General features: G+C 34.5%; 28 protein-coding genes and 1 pseudogene. 13 read left to right on the top strand and 16 right to left on the bottom strand.

Going from position 1 to position 25544, the window contains the following annotated elements:
- Nucleotides 1–67 precede the first annotated feature (67 nt).
- Entirely contained in the window at nucleotides 68–1534 is a 1467-nt protein-coding gene (locus tag ABH968_RS03065; protein ID WP_370042432.1) for a DUF7309 domain-containing protein, read from the top strand.
- 148 nt (nucleotides 1535–1682) lie between these two features.
- Here the strand turns inward: ABH968_RS03065 and qoxD are convergent, their stop codons facing one another.
- From qoxD to qoxA, 4 genes are all read right to left on the bottom strand, one after another.
- Nucleotides 1683–1967, bottom strand: coding sequence for a cytochrome aa3 quinol oxidase subunit IV (gene qoxD / locus ABH968_RS03060; protein ID WP_370042430.1), 285 nt, complete (start codon nucleotides 1965–1967; stop codon nucleotides 1683–1685).
- Between the two features lies 1 nt (nucleotide 1968).
- The gene (qoxC, locus tag ABH968_RS03055) at nucleotides 1969–2565 is read right to left on the bottom strand and encodes a cytochrome aa3 quinol oxidase subunit III (protein WP_370042428.1); all 597 of its coding nucleotides are present in this window, start codon (nucleotides 2563–2565) and stop codon (nucleotides 1969–1971) included.
- On the bottom strand, nucleotides 2565–4511 hold the full coding sequence (qoxB, locus tag ABH968_RS03050) for a cytochrome aa3 quinol oxidase subunit I (protein WP_370042427.1): 1947 nt from the start codon (nucleotides 4509–4511) through the stop codon (nucleotides 2565–2567). The genes qoxC and qoxB overlap by 1 nt, the downstream gene beginning before the upstream one ends.
- Before the next feature lie 122 nt (nucleotides 4512–4633).
- The gene (gene qoxA, locus ABH968_RS03045) at nucleotides 4634–5473 is read right to left on the bottom strand and encodes a cytochrome aa3 quinol oxidase subunit II (RefSeq protein WP_370042425.1); all 840 of its coding nucleotides are present in this window, start codon (nucleotides 5471–5473) and stop codon (nucleotides 4634–4636) included.
- A 417-nt stretch (nucleotides 5474–5890) separates the two neighbouring features.
- Here qoxA and pdxR point away from each other — a divergent pair, with 417 nt between their 5' ends.
- The 4 genes and pseudogenes from pdxR (at nucleotide 5891) to ABH968_RS03025 (ending at nucleotide 9747) form a co-directional block, all read left to right on the top strand.
- Nucleotides 5891–7321: a MocR-like pyridoxine biosynthesis transcription factor PdxR gene (gene pdxR, locus ABH968_RS03040; RefSeq protein ID WP_370042423.1), complete on the top strand. Its 1431-nt coding sequence runs from the start codon at nucleotides 5891–5893 to the stop codon at nucleotides 7319–7321.
- 578 nt (nucleotides 7322–7899) lie between these two features.
- Nucleotides 7900–8544, top strand: a complete 645-nt coding sequence (gene deoC / locus ABH968_RS03035) for a deoxyribose-phosphate aldolase (RefSeq protein WP_370042421.1) — start codon at nucleotides 7900–7902, stop codon at nucleotides 8542–8544.
- Between the two features lie 60 nt (nucleotides 8545–8604).
- Nucleotides 8605–9144: pseudogene (locus ABH968_RS03030) on the top strand (hypothetical protein); the annotation flags it as partial.
- 69 nt (nucleotides 9145–9213) lie between these two features.
- Nucleotides 9214–9747 (top strand): helix-turn-helix domain-containing protein, encoded by a 534-nt coding sequence (locus tag ABH968_RS03025; protein ID WP_370042419.1) that lies wholly within the window; start codon nucleotides 9214–9216, stop codon nucleotides 9745–9747.
- A gap of 139 nt (nucleotides 9748–9886) precedes the next feature.
- On the opposite strand, the gene ABH968_RS03020 is transcribed toward ABH968_RS03025, so the two are convergent.
- The 3 genes from ABH968_RS03020 to ABH968_RS03010 form a co-directional block, all read right to left on the bottom strand.
- Nucleotides 9887–10327: a cell wall hydrolase gene (locus ABH968_RS03020; protein ID WP_370042418.1), complete on the bottom strand. Its 441-nt coding sequence runs from the start codon at nucleotides 10325–10327 to the stop codon at nucleotides 9887–9889.
- 202 nt (nucleotides 10328–10529) lie between these two features.
- On the bottom strand, nucleotides 10530–10730 hold the full coding sequence (locus ABH968_RS03015) for a hypothetical protein (protein WP_370042416.1): 201 nt from the start codon (nucleotides 10728–10730) through the stop codon (nucleotides 10530–10532).
- A 292-nt stretch (nucleotides 10731–11022) separates the two neighbouring features.
- Nucleotides 11023–11574 carry an ECF transporter S component gene (locus tag ABH968_RS03010; protein ID WP_370042415.1) on the bottom strand — a complete coding sequence of 184 codons (552 nt, stop codon included), beginning with the start codon at nucleotides 11572–11574 and terminating at the stop codon, nucleotides 11023–11025.
- Nucleotides 11575–11765: 191 nt separating this feature from the next.
- On the opposite strand from ABH968_RS03010, the gene ABH968_RS03005 reads away from it, so the two are divergent.
- The 3 genes from ABH968_RS03005 (at nucleotide 11766) to ABH968_RS02995 (ending at nucleotide 13611) form a co-directional block, all read left to right on the top strand.
- Complete coding sequence (locus tag ABH968_RS03005; RefSeq protein WP_370042678.1) at nucleotides 11766–12614, top strand: pyridoxamine kinase; 849 nt, start codon at nucleotides 11766–11768, stop codon at nucleotides 12612–12614.
- A gap of 104 nt (nucleotides 12615–12718) precedes the next feature.
- Nucleotides 12719–13012, top strand: a complete 294-nt coding sequence (locus ABH968_RS03000) for a hypothetical protein (RefSeq protein WP_370042413.1) — start codon at nucleotides 12719–12721, stop codon at nucleotides 13010–13012.
- A gap of 188 nt (nucleotides 13013–13200) precedes the next feature.
- Complete coding sequence (locus tag ABH968_RS02995) at nucleotides 13201–13611, top strand: UPF0158 family protein (RefSeq protein WP_370042412.1); 411 nt, start codon at nucleotides 13201–13203, stop codon at nucleotides 13609–13611.
- A gap of 506 nt (nucleotides 13612–14117) precedes the next feature.
- Here the strand turns inward: ABH968_RS02995 and ABH968_RS02990 are convergent.
- Nucleotides 14118–14414, bottom strand: coding sequence for a hypothetical protein (locus ABH968_RS02990; protein ID WP_370042411.1), 297 nt, complete (start codon nucleotides 14412–14414; stop codon nucleotides 14118–14120).
- 638 nt (nucleotides 14415–15052) lie between these two features.
- On the opposite strand from ABH968_RS02990, the gene ABH968_RS02985 reads away from it, so the two are divergent.
- A complete protein-coding gene (locus ABH968_RS02985; protein ID WP_370042410.1) occupies nucleotides 15053–16246 on the top strand; it encodes an alpha/beta hydrolase fold domain-containing protein in 1194 nt (397 codons plus the stop codon).
- A gap of 63 nt (nucleotides 16247–16309) precedes the next feature.
- Here ABH968_RS02985 and ABH968_RS02980 read toward each other — a convergent pair whose 3' ends face one another.
- Both ABH968_RS02980 and ABH968_RS02975 read right to left on the bottom strand, forming a co-directional pair.
- Nucleotides 16310–16645 (bottom strand): CHY zinc finger protein, encoded by a 336-nt coding sequence (locus tag ABH968_RS02980; protein ID WP_370042408.1) that lies wholly within the window; start codon nucleotides 16643–16645, stop codon nucleotides 16310–16312.
- Nucleotides 16646–16722: 77 nt separating this feature from the next.
- On the bottom strand, nucleotides 16723–17283 hold the full coding sequence (locus ABH968_RS02975; RefSeq protein WP_370042406.1) for a DinB family protein: 561 nt from the start codon (nucleotides 17281–17283) through the stop codon (nucleotides 16723–16725).
- Nucleotides 17284–17400: 117 nt separating this feature from the next.
- Here ABH968_RS02975 and ABH968_RS02970 point away from each other — a divergent pair, with 117 nt between their 5' ends.
- A complete protein-coding gene (locus ABH968_RS02970; protein WP_370042404.1) occupies nucleotides 17401–17898 on the top strand; it encodes a GNAT family N-acetyltransferase in 498 nt (165 codons plus the stop codon).
- 139 nt (nucleotides 17899–18037) lie between these two features.
- On the opposite strand, the gene ABH968_RS02965 is transcribed toward ABH968_RS02970, so the two are convergent.
- The 3 genes from ABH968_RS02965 to ABH968_RS02955 all read right to left on the bottom strand — a co-directional run bounded on the left by ABH968_RS02965 (nucleotide 18038) and on the right by ABH968_RS02955 (nucleotide 19000).
- Entirely contained in the window at nucleotides 18038–18316 is a 279-nt protein-coding gene (locus ABH968_RS02965) for a hypothetical protein (RefSeq protein ID WP_370042402.1), read from the bottom strand.
- 144 nt (nucleotides 18317–18460) lie between these two features.
- A complete protein-coding gene (locus ABH968_RS02960) occupies nucleotides 18461–18682 on the bottom strand; it encodes a hypothetical protein (RefSeq protein ID WP_370042401.1) in 222 nt (73 codons plus the stop codon).
- A 144-nt stretch (nucleotides 18683–18826) separates the two neighbouring features.
- A complete protein-coding gene (locus ABH968_RS02955; protein WP_370042399.1) occupies nucleotides 18827–19000 on the bottom strand; it encodes a YvrJ family protein in 174 nt (57 codons plus the stop codon).
- A 343-nt stretch (nucleotides 19001–19343) separates the two neighbouring features.
- Here ABH968_RS02955 and ABH968_RS02950 point away from each other — a divergent pair, with 343 nt between their 5' ends.
- Nucleotides 19344–19934, top strand: a complete 591-nt coding sequence (locus tag ABH968_RS02950) for a sigma-70 family RNA polymerase sigma factor (protein ID WP_370042397.1) — start codon at nucleotides 19344–19346, stop codon at nucleotides 19932–19934.
- A gap of 3 nt (nucleotides 19935–19937) precedes the next feature.
- Nucleotides 19938–20138 carry a hypothetical protein gene (locus ABH968_RS02945; RefSeq protein WP_370042395.1) on the top strand — a complete coding sequence of 67 codons (201 nt, stop codon included), beginning with the start codon at nucleotides 19938–19940 and terminating at the stop codon, nucleotides 20136–20138.
- A 378-nt stretch (nucleotides 20139–20516) separates the two neighbouring features.
- Here ABH968_RS02945 and ABH968_RS02940 read toward each other — a convergent pair whose 3' ends face one another.
- Complete coding sequence (locus ABH968_RS02940) at nucleotides 20517–21416, bottom strand: 3-hydroxyacyl-CoA dehydrogenase (protein WP_370042393.1); 900 nt, start codon at nucleotides 21414–21416, stop codon at nucleotides 20517–20519.
- A gap of 1260 nt (nucleotides 21417–22676) precedes the next feature.
- Nucleotides 22677–23330 carry a hypothetical protein gene (locus ABH968_RS02935; RefSeq protein ID WP_370042391.1) on the bottom strand — a complete coding sequence of 218 codons (654 nt, stop codon included), beginning with the start codon at nucleotides 23328–23330 and terminating at the stop codon, nucleotides 22677–22679.
- A gap of 465 nt (nucleotides 23331–23795) precedes the next feature.
- Between ABH968_RS02935 and ABH968_RS02930 the strand changes: the two genes are divergently transcribed.
- The gene (locus tag ABH968_RS02930; RefSeq protein WP_370042389.1) at nucleotides 23796–24812 is read left to right on the top strand and encodes an S-layer homology domain-containing protein; all 1017 of its coding nucleotides are present in this window, start codon (nucleotides 23796–23798) and stop codon (nucleotides 24810–24812) included.
- 41 nt (nucleotides 24813–24853) lie between these two features.
- Here ABH968_RS02930 and ABH968_RS02925 read toward each other — a convergent pair whose 3' ends face one another.
- Nucleotides 24854–25540, bottom strand: coding sequence for a ZIP family metal transporter (locus ABH968_RS02925; protein WP_370042676.1), 687 nt, complete (start codon nucleotides 25538–25540; stop codon nucleotides 24854–24856).
- Between the last annotated feature and the right edge of the window lie 4 nt (nucleotides 25541–25544).

Raw genomic sequence — 25544 nt, 5'->3', positions numbered from 1 at the left:
GATGAATTTAAATTAAGCAGTAGCTTCATCAGCATCGCATTAACAAGTAGAAGAAGGAGGTTATACAATGATACAGTTGCATATTGAAAGTAAGAAAAAACCGGAAATTTATCGAAAATTATTGTTACCGAAGAACAGTAGTTTTTCCATGCTAGATGAGATTATATTACTAAGTTTTGATTTGGATGGGGCGGACTATTTTGATTTTGAAATTGTTAAAAAAGATGGACGAGTATCTAAAGAAAAGATTTGTTTTTTACCTAAAAATGATAAGGAATTAGATACAGATGAAGAGTTGGTCGATAAATGGCTTCGAGAATCCGGTGATGAAGCCATTGCACATGTAATTGATAATAGTGCATCATTTACTATTCGATTAGAGAGCAATGAGGATTTACCGATGAGCTCAGAAACTCCTTTATGTATTGCTGGAGCAGGCAATATTCATACAGGTAAAATGGACAAGATTGATTTGGAGGAAATTAATGAACTGATACGGGAGGATGAAGAGGCAAATAGTTTACTAGAAAACCTGGAGCCAGATTATCTTACTTTATTGGAGCTTACTAATGACCTAAAAAAATTAAAACCATGGCAATATTTAAGGGATGATGAAGTCGTAGCCATTCACTTTGAAGATGTAGATTACAAAGTACTTGTTTCTGTTATGGGAGCTGGTGGTGAAGAGTTTGGATTAATGATTTTTGACATGGAGCTTGGCTATAATAGCTTAGAAAAAATTCTATTTGAGAAAAATTTATCGAGCGATTTTTCCTATGGTTTAAATGCTTTAACTGTGAATTTTGTTGATAGAGAAGAATTAGATACAGCAGATTATCTGCTAATTAAAGATTTTGGGCTGTCGTATAGAGGGAAGAAGAACTGGATTCAATTCCGTAGCTATCTGGAGGGAACGCATCCTGAAAGACCAAATTATCTTGAGGTAGAGCTTTTAATTGATGTTGTAAGTAGGATGATTAATATTACAGAAGCTCGGAAGGATGGCTGGGAATATCCACAGCTAGCTGCACATCAATATCCAACGTTTAAAGTGCAAATGGATGGTGAGTTACAAGAAATCTATATTTTGCAAATAAATATGACGAAGCCAACGTATGAGTGCTACGAGGAAATTTCAATGTTTGAAAAAGCAAAATATAAGAAAAAACCTAAAAGTGCATTACAATTAGAATATGATTTATTTTATATGCCTTTTGGCGTAGAATCGGAAGAAACGAACCGCACTGTTTATCCGATTTCTGGTATGCTTGTTGAACGAGGAAGCAATTTGGTTATTGAACACGAAATGCTTTCTATGCCTAAAACGCCACCAATTGCACAAGGCATGTTATGGGCATTTTTACAAGGCTTAGAGGTAAGACCAAGTAAAATATTTGTCTCTAAAGAATTAAGACCGATGCTTCAGCCACTAGCAAAAATTGTCGGGGTGGAGCTTGTAGAAAGTGAACTTCCTGGCATTCGAGAAGTGAGAGAATTTTTGAAAACCGTACCAATGAATTTATTTGGAGAATAGCGCAAATATTTTCTCAACATTATATAGTAAATTTACTTTTACTTGAACAGATAAAAGGTACACAAATATATAATTTATTAATTAATTTCGTATGTAATAAAGCAGACAAATACTTCTATCAGAGTATTTGTCTGCTTATATAATGATATTATAAATATCCCCAAACCATACATAATATTGTCCCGAATACTGTAACAAGGGCAATAATTAAAGCATAGTAAATGTTTGTAAAGATTGCTCCTTTATCCTTCGTTTCACTTGCGTGCATAAACACAATCAGTTGAAGGGTTGCCTGAATAAATGCTGTGACAAGTAAAATCGTCATAATAATGGGAAAGGATACATCCAGAAAATAAACACTAACTGCGATTAAAGTTAGGATTATTGAAAGTGCAAAACCTATTACTTGTTTAAGAGGGAATAAATTGCTCATTTTATACCATTCCTTTCAAGTAAATGAAGCTGAATATAAAGATCCAAACGACATCTAAGAAGTGCCAATATAGGGAGAAAATAAAAGCTTTATTAGCTGTTTGTGGAGTCAGTCCACGTTTTATTAGTTGTAGGACAATAAGGAATCCCCAGAATACACCGAATGTTACGTGACCTCCATGAGTTCCTAGTGTTGTTAGTAATATAGCTGTGAAAGCACTTGTTTGTAGTCCTGCACCAATATGAATGTAGTGAGCAAACTCAGCAACTTCAAAACCTATAAATGCTAGACCAAGAAGTAGTGTGATCACGAAGAATGTAATCATGGCCTTCTTGTTTTCATGTCGCATGGCATGTATTCCTAACCCGATCGTAAAGCTACTTGTTAGGAGTATAAATGTTTCAAATAGGACAGGCGCGAGTTCGAAAATCTCTGCCCCAGTTGGACCGTTACCAACACGATTAAATAAAACGAAGTAACCTGCAAAGAGCGTTCCAAAAAGCATAATTTCAGCGCCTAGGAAAATCCAAAAACCGAGAATGTTTAATTGATTCTGTTGTGTACTATATTCGAGTGGAAGTGTTTTATCAATCTTCATTATTTAGCACCTCGCAATTGCGTTTCTGTTTTTATTACTTCTTCTACAGATACGTAATGTCCGTGATCTTTTTCTAAAGAACGTAAAGCCATACATATAAATATCCCAATGGTAGTGATGATCGTTGGAATCCACATTCCGAATACAAAAGAAAAGCCCCAAGCAAAGAAAATACAGCTTAATATAAATGGGACACCGCTGTTATTTGGCATATGAATTTCTTCATATTTATCTGGGAATAAAACATGATTATTATACTTTGAATCCCAGAAAGCTTCAGTAGAGTTAACATGCGGTAAAATAGCAAAGTTATAATGAGGTACAGGATTTGGCGTAGCCCACTCTAGTGAACGTGAATCCCATGGATCTGAGCCAATATCTCTTGATGCGTAACGAATACTGTAGTAAACGTTATAGGCGATTAAGGCAAATCCAATTGCTAGGCCAATTGCACCTACAAACGAAATCATATTCCAAATGCCAAAACCAGTTTCTTCAGTGTATGTGTACATACGACGTGCTTGTCCATCGAGACCTGAGAAGAACATTGGCATAAACGCCACAAGCGTACTAATAGCGATAATCCATGCTGTCAATTTTCCGATTTTTTCATTTAATATAAAGCCAAACATTTTTGGCCAATAGTAATGTAAACCGGCTAACATACCGAATACAACACCAGGAATAATAACCATATGGAAATGAGCCACTAGAAACATCGTATTATGATATTGATAGTCAGCAGCTGACATTCCGAGCATAACTCCGGTTACTCCACCAATTGTAAAAGTGGGGATAAATAGTAATGAATAGAGCATTGGAGTCGTGAATTCGATTTTTCCTTTCCAAAGTGTAAATAACCAGTTGAAAAGCTTAACTCCGGTTGGAACGGCTATCGCCATTGTTGTAATAGAGAAGACACTGTTTGTTAAAGCTCCTTGTCCCATCGTAAAGAAATGGTGCGTCCATACTAAAAATGATAGGAAGGAGATAATCACCATTGAGCCAACCATAGATTTATATCCATAAAGGTTTCTCTTAGAAAAGGTGGAGATAATTTCACTGTAAATACCGAACGCTGGTAACACTAGAATATATACTTCAGGATGTCCCCAGACCCAGAAGAAATTGGCCCAAAGCATATCCATACCACCACTTGTTGTTGAGAAGAAGTTAGTTCCAAATAAGCGGTCCATAGTCCCCATAGCAAGTGCTACTGTTAATACAGGAAAAGCGAAAACGATAATAACATTAGCTACTAAAGCAGACCATGTAAACATTGGCATTTTCATTAATGTCATACCAGGTGCTCGCATTTTAAGAATCGTTGCGATCATGTTGATACCAGTCATTAATGTGCCCAATCCAGAAATTTGTAGAGCGAATAAATAATAGTTAGTACCTACTGATTGGCTATAATCGTTATTCGCTAGAGGGAAGTAATTTGTCCAACCTGAATCAGGTGAACCACCAATGACAAAGGAAATGTTTAGGAGCATTGCCCCCATAAAGAATAACCAAAAACTTAATGCGTTTAACCTTGGGAAAGCTACGTCACGAGCCCCGATTTGTAAAGGTACAACGAAGTTCATAAATGCCATAATGAAGGGCATTGCCATAAAGATGATCATCACAGTCCCATGAGTAGTGAATACTTCATTATAGTGCTGAGCATCAAGTAATTTATTATCAGGTACAGCTAGTTGAGCACGAATCATAATCGCATCTGCTCCACCGCGGAAAAGCATTAGTAATGCAGAGATTAAATACATAATCCCAATTCGCTTATGATCAACTGTCGTTAACCATTCACGCCATAAATAGCCCCATTTTTTAAAAAAAGTTAATCCGACAATGATTGCTATAATCGTTAGTGCAATGGCAACCATTGATCCGTAAATCGCAGCACTTGGATGAGGTATAGCAAATCGTTCAAAGAATTCCATAACGATTAATACTCCTTTCAAGAGTTCTATAGTAAAATAGTGGAATTTTAATAATTAAATGATTCATCATAAGAATTAGTGGTGTTTGAATGAACACTATTCTAATGAATTAGAAACCTGTGTTAATGTTCACCATGTTCACTGTCTGGTGCCGGATAAAATGTTAAGTGAGTCCCATTAAACGAAGCTTCATCCACATGACCTGGCTTTAGTAAATTATCAAATTTTTCTTCCGTTATTTCTGGAGAAGTATTTTTAATGTCCTTTACCCAGCTATCAAATTCTTCCTGATGTACTGCTTCGACTCTAAAAGTATTTTCAGCAAATCCTTTACCACTAAAACTTGCGTTTCGTCCCATATATTCACCTGGTGTGTTAGCACCTAAATGCAATGTATTCACCATATCTGACATTGCATATTTTTGCCCCCCAAGCTGCGGAATCCAGAAACTTGTAATAGGTCCGTAAGAGTAGAGTTTAAACTCAATTGGACGGTCAACAGGAATATACAGATAGTTAACTGTTTCAATGTTTTCTGCTGGATAGCTAAAGTGCCATTTCCAGTTAGATGTTGCAGCATAAATGACAAGAGGTTCTTTGTCCTTATATTCTGCAGGTGTTGATTCAACCTTATTGTTACTTTGAACTGAAACAATTGATAGGAATATAACGATCAATACAGGTATACCAACACAAATTATTTCAACTAGTGTACTTCCTTTAATGTAGGGAGGTTTATAGTTTGCGCTTTGTTTAGACGCGCGAAATCTAAATAACATATAAGCTAAGATGACATACACAACGATAAGGATAACGGACATAATCCAAATCGATAGCATTATATCTTTAGCTTGTACTTGACCCTGAGGCCCTTTTGGATCCAATACTAACAACGGTTCACACCCTGTTAATATAGTGGCAATAGTGAAAAAGCTAATGAAACTGATCCACATCTTTTTCATAGACAAACCCCTTTCAATTATTCTTGTATGTTTTAAAGGCTAATAAGGGTTTGTGCGGAATTTGATTCACAATTCGAGTTTCATATTAGTTGCATAAAAATCGAAAGGCAAGAAAATATGAAATCTATCACAAAACGTTCTCAAATGAAAAAAATATTTTGATATAATTTTTTTGTGAAAAAAGGGATTATATCAAGCTTTTAAAATGCAAGAAGTGGTTTGATAAACAAAGTGGATGGTTAAATTAAAGGTTAAATGGGTGGTTTATTATGAGTGTGATTTATTTAAAATAATTCTTTTTAATCGAAAAGATTAGAGGAAGTTATTGCAGTTTGATAAAAGAGAATACAGGATAATTCTATTGAACCCCCATTTTTGGGGATAGGAACAATTAGGAATTTTAAGGAGAGAGTTTTTATGGATTGGAAACCAGATCGAGAATCAAAGAAAGCTATATATAAACAACTTGCCGAATATATTGAAAAAGGGATAGCAGATGGCACATTTCCGGCTGATAAATCCTTACCGTCTGAAAGGTTTTTAGCTAAAGAATTTAATATAAACAGAAGCACTGTTGTAAGTGCATATGATGAGTTGGAATCCAATGGACTGATTGAAAGAAATAGAGGAAGCGGTACAACAATCAGTAAAGACATCTGGGGAATTACAAATAAACGCATTCCTAGTTGGAATAGATATATTGAAGCGGGGCCTTTTTTACCTAATCAACCTGTAACGCAGAGAATAAGAAAAGAAGCGGTTGAACATAAACTAATCAATTTAGCTAGTGGAGAATTGTCAGAGGATCTTTTCCCGTTGGATTATTTAAGGGAGATTACTTTTACCCGTTCTTTTATCGGGAGCTTAGGATATGATCATCCACAAGGGAATGAGATATTTAGAGAAACAATAACGAAACATATGAGACAGTATCGTCAAATAGAAACCGATCCCGCTTCCATTCTCATTACATCTGGTGCACAACAAGCCATACATTTAATCGTGCAGTGTTTGTTAAAACCAGGAGATGCAGTTGCGCTAGAAGAGCCTTCATACAGTTATAATCTTCAAATTTTCAAAACAGCAGGCATTCAAATACATTATTTATCTGTGGACAAGGATGGCATCAAACCAGAAGATTTACGCTCATTATATAAAAAACATCGAATTAGAATGATTTTTTTAAATCCTGATTTTCAAAACCCTACAGGTTCTGTCATGAATGAAAAGAAAAGACGAGATATTTTAGACATATCCTCCGAACTAGGAATCCCAGTAGTAGAAGACGATCCATATAGTTTAACAGCTTTTACAGGGAGAAAAATCCCTACACTTAAATCAATGGATGTTAACGGAAATGTTTTATACATTAGCTCATTGTCCAAAATTGTTGCCTCAGGACTAAGAATTGGCTGGATTATAGGGCCCAAATCAGTAATAGAAAGATTATCCGATGCAAAACAGCAAATAGACTTTGGTCATTCAAGCTTTACACAATGGATTGCTAATGATTTTTTAGAATCAGAAAATTTCCAATCTCATATGAATAAATTAGTTGTGGAATTAGAAAAAAGAAGAAATCAAATTGTTAAAAGTCTTACTCATTATTTAAAGGATGAGGTGGAATTTTTTGTTCCTCAAGGGGGGATTCATATCTGGTGTAAAATATTAAAAGACTTTAATGAAGTCCAATTACTTGAGACATCCATTAAAAGAGGAGTAATTTATGTCCCCGGTTCTACAATTGGGTCTAAAAAGAATTTTGTGCGTTTTACTTTCTCAAGGGAAGATGAAAAATCAATTGAAGAAGGAATCAAAAGGTTTGCAGAAGCACTTCATTCGCTTTAAACTTTAAACTATTTTGATTCTTTTTATTGAAAAACTAATGAAATTTAGGTGTCAGTTAAGTATGACTCTCTGGCAAAACGAGGGATTGATTTACGTAGTGCTAAAGAAGTGACAGCAACAGATAATTTTGGTGCGAACCTTAACCATTTTATTTTTTAACACTATGAAAATTTCACATCAGAAAAGCGCGAGAAATCAAAGTTTCTAAAATTGATTTCTCGCTTTTTTTTAGGATTTGATCAGTTTTGTCTCTTTTTTTAATTATAAATGGATGGGTAAAAAACAAATGTACTGGATGGTCAAAAAAATGATAAACCCTTTATTATAAGAGACATGGGTAATTTAACATCCATATAGGCTAAAATAAATGGTTTATAAATTAAATATGTGGAATGATTCACAATTCACAATTATCTTTTCACATAATGGTTTTAGAAATGAAAACAAATGGATTAGGCTTGAAAAAAGTAGCATTAAATGAAAATCCTCTTGGTCTATCATAAAAAGCTCTTGAGGTAAAAAAAACGCAGATCACCTAATTTCACTAAACATATCTTGAAGATGGAGTTGATAAATTTATGGACTATCCAAAATTAATAGACCACACATTACTTTCACCTTGTACTACCGAAAAAGAAATAATTAATTTATGCCAAGAGGCAAAACAATTTTGCTTTGCGTCTGTATGCGTGAATCCTGCTTGGGTAAGCTTATCTGCAGATCTTTTACATGAAACAGATGTTAATATTTGCACAGTTATAGGATTTCCTTTAGGTGCGAGCACGACTGAGACAAAAGTATTTGAGACTCTAAATGCAATTGGTAACGGGGCTACGGAAATAGATGTAGTGATTAATATCGGGGCATTAAAAAATAAAAACAATATGCTAGTTGAAAAAGAAATTAGTAGAGTTGTAAACGCTGCAAAAGGAAAGGCCCTAGTAAAAGTTATTATAGAGGCATGTCTATTAACGGATGAAGAAAAAGTACGTGCTTGCGAAATATCTGTAAAAGCGGGTGCGGACTATCTTAAAACTTCCACAGGTTGTTCTCTGCACGGAGCAACTGTTGAAGATGTTGCGATCATGAGAAAAGCAGTTGGACCAAATGTTGGGGTCAAAGCATCGGGCGGAGTACGTAACATCGATGATATAAAATTAATGGTTGATGCTGGTGCATCTAGAATAGGCACTAGTTCTGCTGTAAGAATATTAGATTTATAGTTAGCAATCGTCTCCAAGGTTGCAAAATTCTTTGCAACTAAGCTATGGAGAGGTCGAATTATTATAGCGATTTTCATTTTCACGCTCCTCTTAATGCTTGGTGTTCTCCTATTTAGATTAAATAAGGGATTGGAAAAGAAAGTGCCAATTCAGTATAATTATATGTTGGTTTTTATTTTCCTCAATTTGGTTTGGATTGATTCAGTCACGATTGTTGGTTATGTGCAGCTTGCGGTCATCCCTCCCATCCTTGTCGCCGTGTATGAAGTGCTTCAAAAACCAATGTACAGTAGCAAAATGGCGTTTAAGCAAGTATTGTTACTGAACATATCAACAACTGTATGAACGCTTTTGTATTTGAATATTAATTCTTGGATACTCATTACGATTTTAGCTATGTTGCTAATGTTTATTTTGTTGCATATCGTTGGCATCCGTTTACCAGCTGTGTATGCTTTCCCTCTGCTTACTTTTGTATTACCTGCAGACATTGTGACTAGTCTTCCGGTAGGTACATTGGTTGCCACGGTATTTTTCTTTGGTTCCGTGTTGGCCATTAAAAAATGGGAAATGACGAGAAATAAAAAGAGAATGCAATAAGAAAGAAAATTTCTTATTTTGATATGACCCGTAAATATGTGTCTTAACTAACATTAATGGGGTGTTTATATGTCTAAATTTACAGTTGAAATAAAATTAAACGCAGTGAATCGTTATTTAAATGGAACAGAGACTTATAAAGAGATTGCAGAAAGTATTGGTTCAAATCAAAATCAAATTATCACATGGGTAAAATTATTTAAGGCTCAAGGGATTAAAGGTTTTGAAAAAAGTTATACAACGTATCCTGTTCAGTTTAAACTAGACGTACTAAACTTTATGAACGAAACAGGTGCTTCTTTTCTAGAAACAGCAAGTAAATTTAATATATCTTCTCCGAGTACAATATATCAGTGGACAAAGCTATTAAAAACACAAGGACTAACAGCTCTAGAGCCAAAGAAAAGGGGACGTTCTCCCAAGAAAAAAGAAACCAATAAGAAGCAATCCAAAAATGTAAGAGAAGCTGAAGGCTCTCTTGAAACATTACAAGCAAAAATTGAGCATTTAGAAATGGAGAACGCATACCTGAAAAATACAAATAAAATTAAATCACAAACAATATTTGAACTAAAGCACAAGAATGGCGTGGTAGATTTTTAAATAATATTTACAAAAAAATATTGATACAAAAAAGACAAACTACTTGGGTAGAATGTCTTTTTTTTATTTATAGACTTTAATATTTTGAGACTGTAAAAGGCTCAACAGAAAAACTGTAACAAAAAAGGAAAATAGCTACCTATCCTTGATAAACACTTTCACATGTATCAGGTGCTGGTTCATAGAAGCAATGATTTTTAAATTGACCAGTAAAAGGTTGACCGTACCATGTTGGAGGACATGGTGCGTATGGATTGAAATACCAAAGTGCGTATTTCGCTGGATGATCTCGCCAATAATCCAGAGTCAATTTTGCTAATCTTTTTTCATTAGGTCGCGCTCTTTGGTAAAACATATTACCTTTTTGAACAGCTTCAAAAGAATAATTTCCTCCCTGTACCTGATAAATGACATCATTAATGGTTCTTAAATCTTTAAAGTCTGGACACTCTGCTATAACACGATTCACAATGACATTGCCAACATATAGCATTCCTTGGTTTCCTTCACCTACAGCTTCTGCTCTCATCATCCTTGCCACTAAGTCAACGTCAGAATTTATATATTTTACTCTTGGCATTTTTTCACCTCCACCATATAGTATGAAAAAAAGCCTTCATTATTGAAAATCAAATTTATTCATTCAGAAAAGGTTGAAAAGTCATTTCGACATACTTTTGTGAAAGTGAGCTAACAATTCCCTTTAATTTAGCTTTAGATTTTGAGCATTCTATATTGAAAACGCCAAGTACAAGCAGTTATGCTTTATAACACATGATTTTTTAATGCTTTTTAACGAATGTATAAATATTTAAAATAACTCCTATAACGAACATAATTATTGCATTTAATGCAAGGATCACCGCTATAAATCCTCCTGCAAAAGCAATCCCTTCTCTTGTGTTATCTGGTTCAAAGGCTTTAGCATAACTGACCCCTAAATACACAAAGCTTCCGACTATTACTGGGATTAAAACCGCCATGCCAATTGCAGAAGCCCATATAGGGATCTTCTTATTTTTGTATAAATAGGCTGCTAAATAATCACAAACTACAATAGATAGTAATAGAACGTTCTAAACGATAGCATCTCCGTTCATTCCTAACCACTCCTTAGGTTAATTCAATTTTACTCGTGGCATTTTCGCCCTAAAGATATAGTATGGAAAAAATCCTCCATTATTGCGACTTGAAATTTTAAACGAAACGCCAACCAAAAAACACGTCATCTATGCTGTCAGCAAAACAACAAGATGGCGTGTTTATGGTGTAGTATTAAAAATTCTTTTTAAAATACGGTGTTTTTTTCATCACGATACATACAGGAATAGCGATAATTAAACCGACAACGTTTTGGATTACGTCTCCTGGAATGGATGCTAAAGGGGCAACCCAGCTTTTGAACATAATCGCTTGCCCGATATAGTAGACCGCCATCATCACAGGCATTGAAACAGCTGCTGCGAAAATGTTTAACCCAATATTGTCGCCTCTATGACCTTTAGACCAAGCGATTTTCCCAACGATGGCGCCTTGTAATGCGCGGGAGATTATTGTGGTTGGCGCCCAAATTAACCAGCCACCTACGATATCGAATAAGCCCATTCCGATTGCTCCAGCAAGTGCCCCTTTTTTAGGACCAAATAAAATCGACGTGATTAAAAGCATGGATGTCCCTAAGTGAATAAGTCCACCTTGCCCGAATGGTAGCTTAAGATTGATGAACATTGTTGCGACGAAAACAAGTGCTGCAAGAATGGATGTAATGACCAAATCAAATGTTTTCGTGCGTGATTTTGTATAGGATTGACCTTGTATATTTTGCATCTGCATATCCTCACTATGATGAATTTTTCGATAATTTTAACTTTAGCAAAGGACTGACTATCGTAAAAGTGCCAATTTGATAAAAATATTAAAGGTCAGTTTGGTTTTCTATAAGTGAGTGCATTTTCGCATCTTACTAATTATGATACGATGAAGAGAATACAAGCAGGATTAGTTAGGTGGAGAGTATGATGAAAAAAGTTGCTGTAATTCAGGATATGTCATCCTTTGGGAAGTGCTCGTTAACAGCTGCGATGCCTGTGCTGTCAGTGATGGGTGTTCAGGCGGTGCCATTACCAACTGCAATTTTAACGGCGCAAACAGGGTATTCGAGCTTTTATTGTGAGGATTTAACGTCAAAGATGGACTACTTTGTAGATGAGTGGAGCAAGCTTGGTGCGACCTTTGATGGCATTCATACAGGCTTCGTGACAGGGAAGGAGCAAATCGATAACATCTTTCGATTTTTAAACTTGTTTCATTCTAGTGAAACGACGTTGCTTGTAGATCCGGTAATGGGTGATTTGGGCGAGGTGTATAAAATGTATACAGGCGAGTTGCTCGATCGTATGAAAGAGCTAGTGAAGTGTGCAGATATTATTACACCAAATATTACAGAATGCTGCTTGCTTACAGGTTTGTCATACGAGAAGCTACAGGACTATCAAGACGATGCAGATTATATTCAGGCGGTAGAGGAAGCGGGTCATCAGCTACAGCAGGAAACTGGGACGAACGTCATTATTACCGGTTTAAATCCGCCTTCAGCAGAGGCGAACAAGCGCTATGTAGGCAATATGTATGTCGATGCACATCGTTCATTTTCTAGCATCCGAGAATACAACGGCGAGAGCTATTCAGGCACAGGAGATTTGTTTGCATCCGTCATTATGGGTGGCATGATGCGCGGGCAAGATTTAGTTGAGTCGATGAAGCTTGCCGAGACGTTTTTAGCAGCTTCAATTGAAGCTACATCAAAGGAGCAAATTCCGCGTGAGGCAGGCGTGAATTTTGAAAAGTTTTTACGAATGTTACTTTAGAATTCTCAGCGTTTTAATCACGTTTTGAGCATTTTGCGATATTGCATGGGTATTCATCAGTTTATTAAGTAAATAATTAAAATCATGAATTAGGGAGGTGTATAATGGATTCAATTAGATATTACGTAGTGCAAGTAGATGAGCGCTATTACCAGGGGGAAATTGACCTTCTAACATTTACGGATGATGAAGAACAGGCCTTTGCGTTTACGGATATTGTGGCTGCAAACCAGTTGGCTAATGAGGTCAATGGAATCGTCCTGACAAGAGAAGTCAGTTATAAGGAGCTAGAAGACTTTTCAGCACAATATCTGGTTGAGTACGAAGCATTGCCAAAAGAAGAGCGTGACACGATAGAATCATTTTGTAGGGAGCTCAGTATAGGAACGTTTGAATAAATGCCGAATCGAATCTTTTCGATTCTTTTTTATGCAGTTATCGACTGAGCTTAAGCATTCTACCCTTCTAAAACATGGCACTTTTTAATGAAATAGTGAACAGCCCGTAGCCACGATTGATGGTTGCGGGCATTTTTTGTAATATTAAGTGTGATTTGTGCGTGTAGAATTAAAATGAGGTGACGGAATTGAAACTACTAGATGAACTTGTGGATGCATTTTTAAATGGAAATGATAATAACATGTCGTATGTGTTAAATCGTCGAACGGGTGAAGTTCTTTTGGATGCACCAGAATTTATAACTGGCGAACTTGAGATTGATTGGGATGATGAGGAAGTGGCTGCGGATTTAGTGATGATTCCAAATGTTACATCGTCTGAGATGTATGATGTCATGGCCAGTTTTGCTAAAAAGCAATCAGATCCGATTACGATTCATTTAATAAACGTACTTAACGGAAAAAAGCCTTTTCGAATGTTTAAGGAAAAAATTAATGAACTAGGCGTCGAAAATCATTGGTACCAATTTGAACAGGATTATGCTAAGAGTAGAATGACAGAGTGGCTAGAAGAGTTTTCTGAAATTGAAGACAGTTAAGCAATAAAGTAATTTGAAAATTAAATGCATGTGGAAAAATGAGGTAGCGCAGCAGTGTGAAACGAGTGTGAAAAATCTATTACCCTTCACATCCCGAGTAAGCATGAGACGAACTAATTGCCACTATAAGAGAAATAGCCTTGAAGGCAAACTTCAAGGCTAAGAAGGATTTTTTATTAATTTCATTTTTATGAAAGAGAAACAATGCATCATTTTATTAGTAATCCAAAGCACTACTAGCACAATAACCGCTGCGATACCATGGCGTACAAATGGTGATAATTCAGATAACGGATATGGATTTACCGGTTCAGGTTTTGGAGTTGACATCAAAAAAATATATGATTCCCCGTTCTGAAATCACAAGAGATAATACAGTTATGATAAAAAAGATTATTACTTTTATTATCTTCATTTTCTAACTCCTTTAGATTTATGAAATATTTTATAATCAATGATTTTTTAAACGAACTTAAACATTACTAAACCCAAAACATAATTGTTGATTAATTACTCTCTTTGTAAAATTCTATAACTGCTTGAAATGAGGTAGGGAAAGGTTTTAATCCTAGATCAACAGCTTTCGCATCTGAAAGCAATTCTTTTTCCCTATTATTTAGGATTAGTAAATAATTTTTGTCTTTAGACGTACGTAGTTCCTTCAATTGTTGAGCATCAAAATAAATATATGTTAGTTTGTTTTTTTTAACATTTACTTGCTCTATTAATATAGAAGATTTTCCTTTTTCATCTATTTTGACTATATCAACATCAGTATTATAGGGAACTGGTTCTAATTTCATTCCTTCAATAGGAGCTTTTTTCTTTTTTGTGATGTGAATACCATACCATTTGCTATAAAAGTTTTAAAATCAACTTTTGCTATTTTGTTAATAAAAATTGATAATTCTGATAACTTGACTTAATTTATTCCTTAATGTTTTAAAGTGATGTTCAAATTAGATTAAAAAGGGGATGATGCTTTATATCCAATTCAAAGGGTTTTTCTTAGATTTTTTTGTTTTCATCATTGCTCTCCTGCTTTTCTTTTTTTGGTTATGTTAGTACAAAACCATCAGCTATAAAGTTTCAAAATCACTTTTTGTTGATTTTTCTATAAATTCCGAAAACTAAAGAGCGATCAGCTACAACTCTGGCATTCACGCACGTTACATACAGAATAAGGTGATTTAAACATGCAGATTCCAGGTGACCACAACGGAGTCTTTGAACAATGGAGATAGTTATTTCTATAGTTTTTATTAGCAATGTGGTACTAGTTTAACTTTGAAGTTTGTGAGATATAAAGATAATATTTGACTTTGTGCGTGAGAATGTGGTGCATCATTTATATTAAAGTATAGATCTTTAAATGATTACTTGAAATCTTATGCATAAAAGGAAGTATAAAAATATGGTGTAATATGGGAGGTTTAAAAAGATGAATCAGACAACAAATTGGCGACCTAGAGGTTTTCTTCAGTGGCTGCTCACATTCCTCTCTGTGATAGTATGTTTTATTGTCATTATAGTGGCTTACTATATTTTAAATCCAAGTAATATGGATAAAATAATGAGTCTGCTTGCATGGGGGACTTCTATATTTCCGATTATTCTAGTAGTAACAACATTAATAATAATAGTTTTATTAGCTCTTTCTTTTTGGAAGAAAACCTTCATTGCTCTTACAGTTCTAATTCCTATTTTGTTGTTATTAATCTTTTTAATTGTGCAGCCAATTAGTAATATGAAAAGCTATGCTAAAAGCGAGAATGTTTTGGTTTCTCTTAGCCCACATTTTTTCTATAAACAAGATATCTCAACTAAGCCTAGTGTAGATGTGGTGTATGGGAAAACTACGGACGGCATTGAATTAAAACTCGATGTGTGGCCAGCAAAGAAAAAATCAGAAGATGTTTTAACACCTGTCATTGTTCAAGTGCATGGGGGTGGTTGGGTAGGTGGAGATAAAGGCCAAGTTCAAGACTGGAATCAGTGGATGAATGATCAAGGGTACACCGTTTTTGATGTCCAATACCGTATGCCTCCTGAAGCAGGTTGGAAAGATGAAGTAGGGGATGTTAAATCGGCGTTAGGTTGGATCGTGCAAAATGCAGATACGTATAAGATTGATCCGAACAGAATCATTTTAATGGGAGAGTCTGCTGGAGGGAATCTAGCAATGCTTGCAGCGTATAGTATGGGTGATAAACATTTATCACCATCAACGGATGTTCCTGATGTACTAGTCAAGGCAGTGATTAACATGTATGGACCGTCAGATATGACATTGTTTTATAAGAACAATCCAAGTATGCGTTATGTCAAAGATGTTATGAATAAGTACATTGGAGGCTCACCATCCGATTACCCTGAGCGTTATAAGATGCTTTCCCCTATAAGCTACATCCAGGAAAATACGCCACCGACTATTACGTTTTTAGGAACGAGCGACCGTATTGTTCCTGTAGAGCAGGCGACTGTATTGGATGAGAAACTGACTAAGAGTGGTGTAGCGCATGAACTTTATCTTCTTCCAAAGGTCGATCATGGCTTTGATGCAAATCCAGGTAGTTTGAGCACACAATTTGCCAAGGAGAAAGTAAAAGCATTTCTTCAAAAATATAATAAATAATCATTACGCATAGCTTCTAATAGGAAACCTTTGAAGGCATTAACCCTTCAAAGGCTATTCTATTTAGAAAGTACATGTAGGATTATTATCAGTCTCAAAGTATATATGAAAATGCTTACTGCAATTTGGATTAAAAAGAGCATTACAATGCTTACAGTTAGTGCTATTCATATATTCACGAATAGTTAATTCTTTTTTACATACGCCACAAAGTATTGCCTTTTCATCAAAATCCTCTTTCTTCCAAGGTTGAATTTTATGATTTGCATTTTCCTCATGACATTTATAGCAAGGATAATATTCTCCACAACATTTAAATTTAATTGAAATAGTATCTACCTTATTAGAATAGTGCTTGCATCTTCCTTGATCATCAATAACATTTCCTAGAATCTTCATATTTCAAACCTCTTTTCATAAATGAAATCTACTTAAATGGACATAGTTTTTTCGTTTTAAAACGCTTAGATTAAAAATTAGCTAGATGCAACCAATCTATTATATTGCTCCGTCATTATTCTAAAATGATGCTTTTCGTGGATCGCAAGTAGCTGGATAGATTGAATAAGGTTAGGATAGTGAGCGATAGGGTCTGGGAAGACAATATGCCCGGCAATATCCTCCTCAATATTTTTTACTAATTCTTGCATTGCGCTCGTTTCGTTCACTAGTAATTGTTCGATTTCGTCACCGCTTAGTGTGAAACGTATTTTTGAGGGAGGCACTAATATTCCGGGAGCCCGCATGCCTCGTCCTTTTTTGTTTTTATATTCCTCGTATATATTATTTATTTCAGTGGCAAATGGCTTGTTTCTTCGCATTTTCGCGTAAGGCGTCAGCAGTAAGGAAAACTTCGTTGCTGTTTTAAGCATTTTTAAGATTAGATAAAGGTGATAGAAGTGTTCACCGATTGACCATTTACCTTCTTTCTCACGATGCCATAGTTGTTCCTGCGAGAGTGATTGAATGCAAGGTAGGTAATGAGTTCGCTGCTCCTGTAATGTATGAAAATGATTTGCTATACTGTTAGATTTCATATTTAAACATTCTCCTTCATGATTTTATTTCCATTTTAGGAAACTATCTTGCGAAAGTACATAAAACACTATTAGTAATTGTCGATAAAAATGAAAAGTATCGTAGGAGGGGAATGAATGGATAGTAGACTTTTAACAGCTGCAGATGCTGAAGCCTATCGGAATTTAAGATTAGAGGGTCTACAAAATAATACAGAGGCATTTGGTTCTAGCTTTGAGGAGGAAAAGGATTATTCGATCGAGCTGTTTGCCAACAGATTTGAATCACAGGGTTCTTATACGATAGGGGTATTTGATCATGAAGAATTAGTAGGCGTTGCGACGTTAGTTCAGGAAAGTAAGCTTAAGTTAAAGCATAAAGCGAGCATCTTTGCTGTTTATGTTTCCCCGAAAAAGCGAGGGTTTGGCATTGGTAAGCGTTTAATGGTCGAAGCGATTAATAAGGCGAGGGAGCTAAAGGGAGTTGAACAACTTACTCTAACGGTTGTGTCAACGAATGCTTCAGCAAAAAGTCTGTATTCTTCTTTAGGGTTTGAGGTTTTTGGAACGGAGAAGAGGGCATTAAAAATAGGTCAGCAATATTTTGATGAGGATTATATGGTTTTGTATCTATAACTTATTTCAGTGGATGTTTGAACATCCACTGAAATAAGTTAAGCCTCCGGTGGATTCCGGACGCAATTATGCCGAGGCATAATTGATTAATAAAAACTCCAATAGCTTTTTAGCCTTTGGAGTTTGTAGTTTTTTATGGCTATCCCCAATGAAATAATGAAATTAAAGCAATGATTAAAATAATTACAGCAATCATAAAAGTGACGTAGCTACTGGCGTTACCCGTTTTATTTTTCAGTAGCTTTATGCTCAGTACTATATTGATTATTGATAATGGGAATGCTAGCCAAAACCCTAAATTACCTAAGCGTTCAATTTGAATTGGTGATTGATTGTAAAAATAATTATAAGTGATACCTAAAACAAGTAAAATTGCCAGCACAATATTGGTCGTTGCAATTTTATTGTTGCTAATCATAATTGCATTATTGCCTCCAATCGATCCTTTTATTGAAGTATAGTATGCTTGAAATAAAAATCTGATAAAGAATTTAAGCTTCCCGGATTTGATTATATCACTCGTTGTTAGTTTGAATATTCAGTGAATTCTGTGGATAAATCTTCAGTTTCTAGGACCTATTCTTTCACCTTTTGTTAACCAACTCCAACATATCTCGAAAAACTTCACCTTTTCTTGTAATAAATAAGGAAAACCAATAAAAGACCAATACAAAAAAGCAAGAACCAATACACCAGCTAATATACTGTTCACTTGTGTAGCAATAAAAATACTAAGGAACATAATAAGAAAATATAGTACAGCAATTCTCTTGTAGGCTATCATAAATTCCCCTCCTATTAATTACAATCATACAAAAGAGATAAACCTTTTAGCAATAAATTACATCCGGGTCACAATGAAATTTAACTTCTTTCAGTGGGTGTAAAATGATTGAATTTCTCTCGCTTTACAGTAACAACATGTGGATCACACACCTTTTTTGTATTTCTGATATTTTATAACTTCAGATAACTCCATGATGATAGCCTCTAATTTATCTATTTTCCTTTCAAATCGAATGAATAGATAGACTGTTACGGCAATTGGGAACCCAAAATTTCCTATTAAGCTTATCCACATTGGTACATTTTCCGGTGTCATGATGTAAACACACTCCTTCTTACTCCAAAATAGTATATAAGGTGCTCCTCTGATTCGAATCGGGGATCAATCTGCCTTGGCTATATACTGTAATATGTAAAGAGAATCCTTCTTTAATAAAAACAATCTTACAGTCAAAAAATATTTAGTGATGGTTTCAAGCAAGAAAAACTGCTGTTTTATTCGTCCATTTAATACCAATAAAGCTAAATTAAATCACCTTTTTGTATATAAAGGTGATTTTTTATTTCTTTATAAGAACATTTGTTCTTGTTTTGGTTTATAATATAGATACTACATTCACTTTATATAGAAAGAGGGCGGATATAGGAGGGATTATTAAATGGAGAAAGATAATCAAAAAATAGAGGAATTCTTCTATAGAAATAATGAGCAGGTTAACAATCCAATTATAAAAAGCTTTTTGTCGGATTCCCAAAATCTTTATTTGGTGCAAAAAGCAATTTTATATCCAACTGATATTAATAAGAAACTCGTTGATGATTCTTTTCAATCTCACTATAAAAATGTTAGGAAGACCAAATACGTCAGTAATTTAATTTATTTCTTTAGCTTAGATTTTGATAAAAAAAGAAGAAGGCTGCAAAATCGCACTTTATTAATATTAGATAAGGGCTTATCAGAAAAGGATGGCAAGACTGCAAAAGAGTTAATAGAAGATGCAAGCAATGATACGGAACTTGATAATATAGTTGGGGAAGGGTTGTTGGACAATATTGAAGATGAAAAGCTTTTAAAGTCCCTACAAAAACTAACGGTTAAACAACTTCAAATTTTAGAGATGATTTATGTAAAAGAGCTTTCTATAAAAGAAATCGCTCAAACATTACAAACAACACCACAAAATATATCAAACCTTCACAGGAAGGCTTTAAATAAACTCAATAATACACTCAGAAAAAAGGGGGAATGACTTATGGCGAATTTCGGAAATCAACATAACGAAGAGACTCTAACCATTATAGAGAATTTCATACCTAAAATTAAACATTGTTTACACAATACAGACTATCAAGAAAGGGAAGACTTGGAACAAGAAATTAAACTAAAAATTATAGAAAAGCTTGCAACTGTAAGGTTTCAGGATGCACCTAGTTTTTGGGATTTTTTCTCGTGAACTGTATACCTAGGTGGCTCGAGCTGGAAACCTAATTAAGTTCTTGGCAAAGCTGATCAGTCGAGTTAATAGCTGATCACATTCTTAGTAAACCCAAGCGTATCGAGTAGCCACCCGATCACATTCTCAGCATACCCGAGCAGGTTGAGGCACTACCTGATCACTTTCAAGGCCAACCCGAGCAGATTAAGTAGCCACCCGATCACTTTCGCAGCCAACCCGAGCGGTTTGAGTTACTACCTGATCATTTTCACGTCATACCCGAGCAGATTGAGTAACCACAGGAACACTTCGAATTGCAACCCGATGTCGACACATTGAAAAAATAAAAAACGATGCACATAGCAAAGACACTATGTACATCGTTTTATTGATTAATTAGCCTTTTAGGAAATCAGGCTTTGCGAAGTTTGGGTTTGGATATTTATAGAAGCCTTCGCCTGTTGCGCGGCCTAGTTTGCCTTTTTCGATATACTCTGTTTTTAAGAGGTTGGCTAGTTTATTCAAGTTTTCATCACCAGTAGCAGCTGCTTTTGCTTCTACAATGTTGAGAGCAGTATTAATACCGACAATGTCAAGGATGGCGAATGGACCTAGTGGTGCGCCTGTTGCGATCATCCATGTTTTGTCGATTGTTTCTGGGTCTGCTACTTCTTTTACTAATAGTGATTCAGCAGCATCTAAAAATGGAACTAGTAATGAATTCAAAATATAACCTGGTTGTTCTTTATATAATGGAAGTGGAACCATGCCGATTGCACGTGCAAATTCTACGACTTCATCGAACACTTTCATATCAGTGCCTGGGTGTTTCATAATTTCGGCTGTGTTGTTTTTCCAAATCGTATTTGCAAAGTGAAGCGCTAAAAATTTCTCTGGACGACCAGTTGCTTCTGCAAATTGGCTTGGTAATAACGTTGATGAGTTTGTCGCAAAGATTGTTTTAGCAGGGGCTACTTTTCCAAGATTTGTGTAAAATTCTGTTTTAATTTTAACAACTTCAGGAATCGCCTCAATCACAAGATCAGCATTTGTAACCGCTTCTGATAAATCACTTTTAAATGATAAACGTGCATATGCAGCATCCACTTCTTCTTGAGTCGCACCTAAATCTTGTTGGTATAACGGTTTTAATTTTGTGATACGATCTTGTGCATTTTTTAATGCCTCATCATTAATATCGTATACCGTTACATTAAATCCTTTAAAAGCTGATTGATAAGCAATTTGACTACCTAGAACACCGCTACCTGCAACTGTAATATTTTGATAATTCATCTTAAATTCCTCCTTCGAAATTATTACATCAATATAATTGTATGGATATGTAATGTATCCCTTATAACAACTCCATACTACTTCTTTCGATATTGAAAAATCAAATGAAAGCCTCTATTATTATAATGATATAAAGAATTCAGTGCTGAATTGAATTTCTCAAAAAGCATAACTTCGTTCAAGTATGGACGAATAACAATAAAAAAATGTCACCCGAGAGAGTGACATTTAATTTAACTGCCTTGGTCTTTTTTGGTTTTTCGCATGCAAAATTTTATCCACCAATTCTTTCAGCTTCCGTTGCACTAGTTTGTCCTTTTAAATCAGCTGTATCTCTTGAGTCAATTATTGGGTTTCCATGCTGATCGAAACATCTATTCATATAATTCATTTAATTTAATTCTTCAACTGTGAAATTATATATTTCCTTAGCAGCCACTTAATCAAATTCTAATTTTTTTGTATTAAAGTTATTTAATACTGATTTTGTATCTACAGTTTTACCGAATTTTGCACCAGTATTAAACCGCAAATAAAAACTTTAACCTTTTCATTACAGTAATCCTCCTTTTTTATTTTTGTAAAAATAATACAATTAAGGATAAATGAATACATTATTTCTTGTATTATACATAATATCCGAGCGGATGTATAATGGATATATAGAATATATATAGAATGTGAGGTGTGTTGTTTGTATTTCTCGGATATACAAATTTTAATGTTGATATTTGCTTTTATTATTGTGGTTTTCAGCTTCATTAAAGTTTATCAAATAAAAAAAGATTATTTGATTAAGCATAGGGAACTAGAAGTGGAATTCGAAAGAATCGAATTAGAAAGACAAAAAATAAAAGTGGAAGATATAAATGGCAAAGTCTGAGGGAGTTGCTAAATAATTAGGTCTTGGATTAGAAGTGGCTTCTACGTTTGGTAGAAGAGGATTTGTTTTTAGTTTTATGCAATATCTATACATGATGCAGTTAGCAGTTGAACTAAAAAACGTTGTCAAATCAACAATGTATAAACTTTTGTATACACAATAAAAAGTGATTCACATGAAAAGGTAGTAATGACAAGGGTTTGTCCTTTGTCATTACTGGCTTTTTTAATGTTATGTTAACTTGAACTGTATAGGAATGTACAAATAAGAATTTATTTTGAAAATAAATTCTGCCAAAAGCTTTTCTTACTTCTTCTAATTGGTGGGTTAATTTTTTCAACAATTCTTCTTGTTGGATGATTAAATCTCGCTTTTCATTAATTAATAACTGTCAATGCTTTATCCATTTGGCGTTCATTATATTTTATTGCATTACTATTAGTTGATTCGAGTCCCTTAAAAGTATAATTAGAGTTTTGATAAAACCCAAAGACAAAATCGTTGATAGGCGTTTCTTCTTCTCCATAGTATCTATTCACTACATATGCCTTAAAAATATTACCTAACATATATTCATCATTTTGTACGTCTGCTAAATATTTTTTATTTTTATATTCAGCAATGATATAATCCTCGAATTCTTTGATTTCAGCCTTTGTAGCTGGATACTTTTTAGCGTAAGCAACAACTGTATCGAACTTTTTAGGAGAAGGGCTATCAAGAGAAGCAACCTCTTTTACTTTCTCTTGCCAAGTTGCATCATCTGTTGATTCTACTTTAGCTACTGGTTTTTCTTCATATGTAATATCCACCTCTGCTTTATTTGCTTTATCTTCAGGTGAAATATCCCAATAGCCTATCATACAAAAAATCATAATGATAATGGGGATAGCGGTTAATTTTAGCATTTTTAGTGCTTTAATTCGATCCATCTTTATGAAATTGAACATTGCAAGAAGAAGAAAGACAATTGCTATAACGATACTGAATAGAGTTATAAGGACTAATATATTTACAAGTGTATTTACCAAGTACTGAAACTCCTTTCTTTAGATAGAAATCTTCTATATCAAATATTTTAATATATAGAACTACAATCGGCATTGAATTTTTTTCCGCACAAAGAAAATTCCTTGATTATTTCAACTTAAAGAGCATAAATTGGTGTCCGCTACTATCTACTTTATACCTACTAAAGAATAAACAGATTTACTATTTTTTCTACATAAATAAAAAGAGATATAAAGCATATTTATAACATGAAATTTTTACAAAGTAAGAGATAATGGCACATTTCGTTGAATTTATTGAAAAAACCACCTAATACATTGTAGAAATTATGTAATATACTTCCTGACTTTCTATGAAGATTTAGTAATTTTTTACGTTGCGAAAAATAGGACTTTCTTATAATTTTGAATAACTTACATATTTTTATAGATTTACTAACAGTTGTTTTAGTACACTAAATTTATGAATTGAAAGGGGCAAGAATCATGAAAAAGACACTTTTAGCTGGCGCACTTAGTATTGCATGTTTTACAGGAGGTTTTGGGATCCAAGCAAATGCACAAGAAAATATAGATATTGCTAGCTTTATCCACCCAAAACAGGTAGTTGCAGCGACTAAGCAAGTGCAATCAATGACCTACCAAGAACTCTATAAAACACTACTAATTTCTGATCTAGCTTTTGAGGAAAATGGTGTAGTAACAACAAAAAATAGTATTACACTAAATTATTCTCTAAAAACGCTAAAGTCTAAAATGAGTGAACAGGAACAAAAGGAATTTAAAGAGCTGTTCGGTGACACTATGCAAATAAGATTTACTCCATCTGGGAATTCATTTAAAGGAGAACTTTTGGCTGAAGGGAAATGGCAAGCTTTAGGTGAAAAACATTTTAATGTTTTATTTGCAGCAATTAACAAAGACGATTTTGACTTGAAACCAGGTGGTTACTTCACAGATACTATCGGGCATTGGGCTGAGAGCTACATCCAATTACTTTACCAAGGTGACATTATTAATGGTACATCTGCTACAACATTTAATCCAAATGGACAAGTAACACGTGGACAATTAGTTTCTATGATTTTCCGTGCTTCTGCTTTAGATGTGAATGAAGATTATGAAAGTCCTGCTACATATAAAGATTTAGCAAATTTCCCGGGTGCAAAGGAAGTAGCAATTTTAGAGGAATATGGCTTAATCGATATTTTTGATGGTGTTAATTTTGAGCCGTATAAACCTGTTACACGTGAGGAAATGGCATTTGTAACAGCAAGATACTTAGAAGGAATGGACTTTGATGTAAGTAAGGTTAGCAAAAATAACCCATTTACAGACAAAAACCAAATGCGTCAGGAAACTGTTGAAGCAATCGGATTATTAAAGCAATTGGGTGTTATTGATGGAGCAAACGGTCAATTTAATCCAAAAGGTAATCTTACACGTGCACAGTTCTCTAAAATCTTAACACTAACATTAATGTTAGTTGGTGACGATAAATAATTAAAAAAGAAGCAATCCACAATATTGGGTGGATTGCTTTTTTATTCGACCAGCATATGAAATGCGTGACTTAATAAATAACCTAATAAAATATATGCTATAAAGGATTTTCGTGAAACTGAACGAATATGATGCAAAATAAATTCTGAAATACTGGCGGTTGCGATTAACCCAATCGATACGCCCATTAGTACTCCTTGTGCCTTATCAGATAACTCCCAATATTGGCCAATCTGTATAAAAATACTAAAGAAAATCGAAAACGCTATAAAATAAATAAAGAGTCTCCATAGCCTTTCTCCTTGCGATAGTAATGCTGTTGAAAGTGCAAAGCCTTCTGGTAGATGATGCAGAATAATGGAAGCTGTTATTGCAATACTTAATGCGGAGTTCCCTAGTAATTGTCCGACAGTAAGACTCATTGGAATAGTGTGGATAATTATAGCGATTGCGAGTAGTGATACAGAGGGATTTTGTGTATGGGAAGCGTGAAATAAACTATTGAGTATTTCAAATATTAGATAGCCAATCAAAATTCCAAGTAAAAGGCCAAATGATTTGTATATTTGAAAAGAAGAAGGAATGACGTCTACTACAAGTAAGCCAACTAAAAATCCACCACATAGTAATGATAATCCATGGGTTGTATGCTGAAATAGCTTAGAGAATACCCAAGCTAGGGCTCCTCCTATGCTAGCACTTAAAAAAAGAAAACCACCAAGTATCATTGCA

This window comes from Lysinibacillus sp. RC79 (assembly GCF_041262405.1).
Classification (GTDB): Bacteria; Bacillota; Bacilli; order Bacillales_A; family Planococcaceae; genus Lysinibacillus.
This window is presented reverse-complemented; position numbering and strand designations above follow the sequence as displayed.

Excerpts from the sequence above, each read along its gene's own strand:
- ABH968_RS03065 (WP_370042432.1), top strand. The coding sequence starts at position 68 with ATGATACAGTTGCATATTGAAAGTAAGAAAAAACCGGAAATTTATCGA.
- qoxD (WP_370042430.1), bottom strand. The coding sequence starts at position 1,967 with ATGAGCAATTTATTCCCTCTTAAACAAGTAATAGGTTTTGCACTTTCA.
- qoxC (WP_370042428.1), bottom strand. The coding sequence starts at position 2,565 with ATGAAGATTGATAAAACACTTCCACTCGAATATAGTACACAACAGAAT.
- qoxB (WP_370042427.1), bottom strand. The coding sequence starts at position 4,511 with ATGGAATTCTTTGAACGATTTGCTATACCTCATCCAAGTGCTGCGATT.
- qoxA (WP_370042425.1), bottom strand. The coding sequence starts at position 5,473 with ATGAAAAAGATGTGGATCAGTTTCATTAGCTTTTTCACTATTGCCACT.
- pdxR (WP_370042423.1), top strand. The coding sequence starts at position 5,891 with ATGGATTGGAAACCAGATCGAGAATCAAAGAAAGCTATATATAAACAA.
- deoC (WP_370042421.1), top strand. The coding sequence starts at position 7,900 with ATGGACTATCCAAAATTAATAGACCACACATTACTTTCACCTTGTACT.
- ABH968_RS03025 (WP_370042419.1), top strand. The coding sequence starts at position 9,214 with ATGTCTAAATTTACAGTTGAAATAAAATTAAACGCAGTGAATCGTTAT.
- ABH968_RS03020 (WP_370042418.1), bottom strand. The coding sequence starts at position 10,327 with ATGCCAAGAGTAAAATATATAAATTCTGACGTTGACTTAGTGGCAAGG.
- ABH968_RS03015 (WP_370042416.1), bottom strand. The coding sequence starts at position 10,730 with ATGGCGGTTTTAATCCCAGTAATAGTCGGAAGCTTTGTGTATTTAGGG.
- ABH968_RS03010 (WP_370042415.1), bottom strand. The coding sequence starts at position 11,574 with ATGCAAAATATACAAGGTCAATCCTATACAAAATCACGCACGAAAACA.
- ABH968_RS03005 (WP_370042678.1), top strand. The coding sequence starts at position 11,766 with ATGAAAAAAGTTGCTGTAATTCAGGATATGTCATCCTTTGGGAAGTGC.
- ABH968_RS03000 (WP_370042413.1), top strand. The coding sequence starts at position 12,719 with ATGGATTCAATTAGATATTACGTAGTGCAAGTAGATGAGCGCTATTAC.
- ABH968_RS02990 (WP_370042411.1), bottom strand. The coding sequence starts at position 14,414 with ATGAAATTAGAACCAGTTCCCTATAATACTGATGTTGATATAGTCAAA.
- ABH968_RS02985 (WP_370042410.1), top strand. The coding sequence starts at position 15,053 with ATGAATCAGACAACAAATTGGCGACCTAGAGGTTTTCTTCAGTGGCTG.
- ABH968_RS02980 (WP_370042408.1), bottom strand. The coding sequence starts at position 16,645 with ATGAAGATTCTAGGAAATGTTATTGATGATCAAGGAAGATGCAAGCAC.
- ABH968_RS02975 (WP_370042406.1), bottom strand. The coding sequence starts at position 17,283 with ATGAAATCTAACAGTATAGCAAATCATTTTCATACATTACAGGAGCAG.
- ABH968_RS02970 (WP_370042404.1), top strand. The coding sequence starts at position 17,401 with ATGGATAGTAGACTTTTAACAGCTGCAGATGCTGAAGCCTATCGGAAT.
- ABH968_RS02965 (WP_370042402.1), bottom strand. The coding sequence starts at position 18,316 with ATGATTAGCAACAATAAAATTGCAACGACCAATATTGTGCTGGCAATT.
- ABH968_RS02960 (WP_370042401.1), bottom strand. The coding sequence starts at position 18,682 with ATGATAGCCTACAAGAGAATTGCTGTACTATATTTTCTTATTATGTTC.
- ABH968_RS02955 (WP_370042399.1), bottom strand. The coding sequence starts at position 19,000 with ATGACACCGGAAAATGTACCAATGTGGATAAGCTTAATAGGAAATTTT.
- ABH968_RS02950 (WP_370042397.1), top strand. The coding sequence starts at position 19,344 with ATGGAGAAAGATAATCAAAAAATAGAGGAATTCTTCTATAGAAATAAT.
- ABH968_RS02945 (WP_370042395.1), top strand. The coding sequence starts at position 19,938 with ATGGCGAATTTCGGAAATCAACATAACGAAGAGACTCTAACCATTATA.
- ABH968_RS02940 (WP_370042393.1), bottom strand. The coding sequence starts at position 21,416 with ATGAATTATCAAAATATTACAGTTGCAGGTAGCGGTGTTCTAGGTAGT.
- ABH968_RS02930 (WP_370042389.1), top strand. The coding sequence starts at position 23,796 with ATGAAAAAGACACTTTTAGCTGGCGCACTTAGTATTGCATGTTTTACA.
- ABH968_RS02925 (WP_370042676.1), bottom strand. The coding sequence starts at position 25,540 with ATGATACTTGGTGGTTTTCTTTTTTTAAGTGCTAGCATAGGAGGAGCC.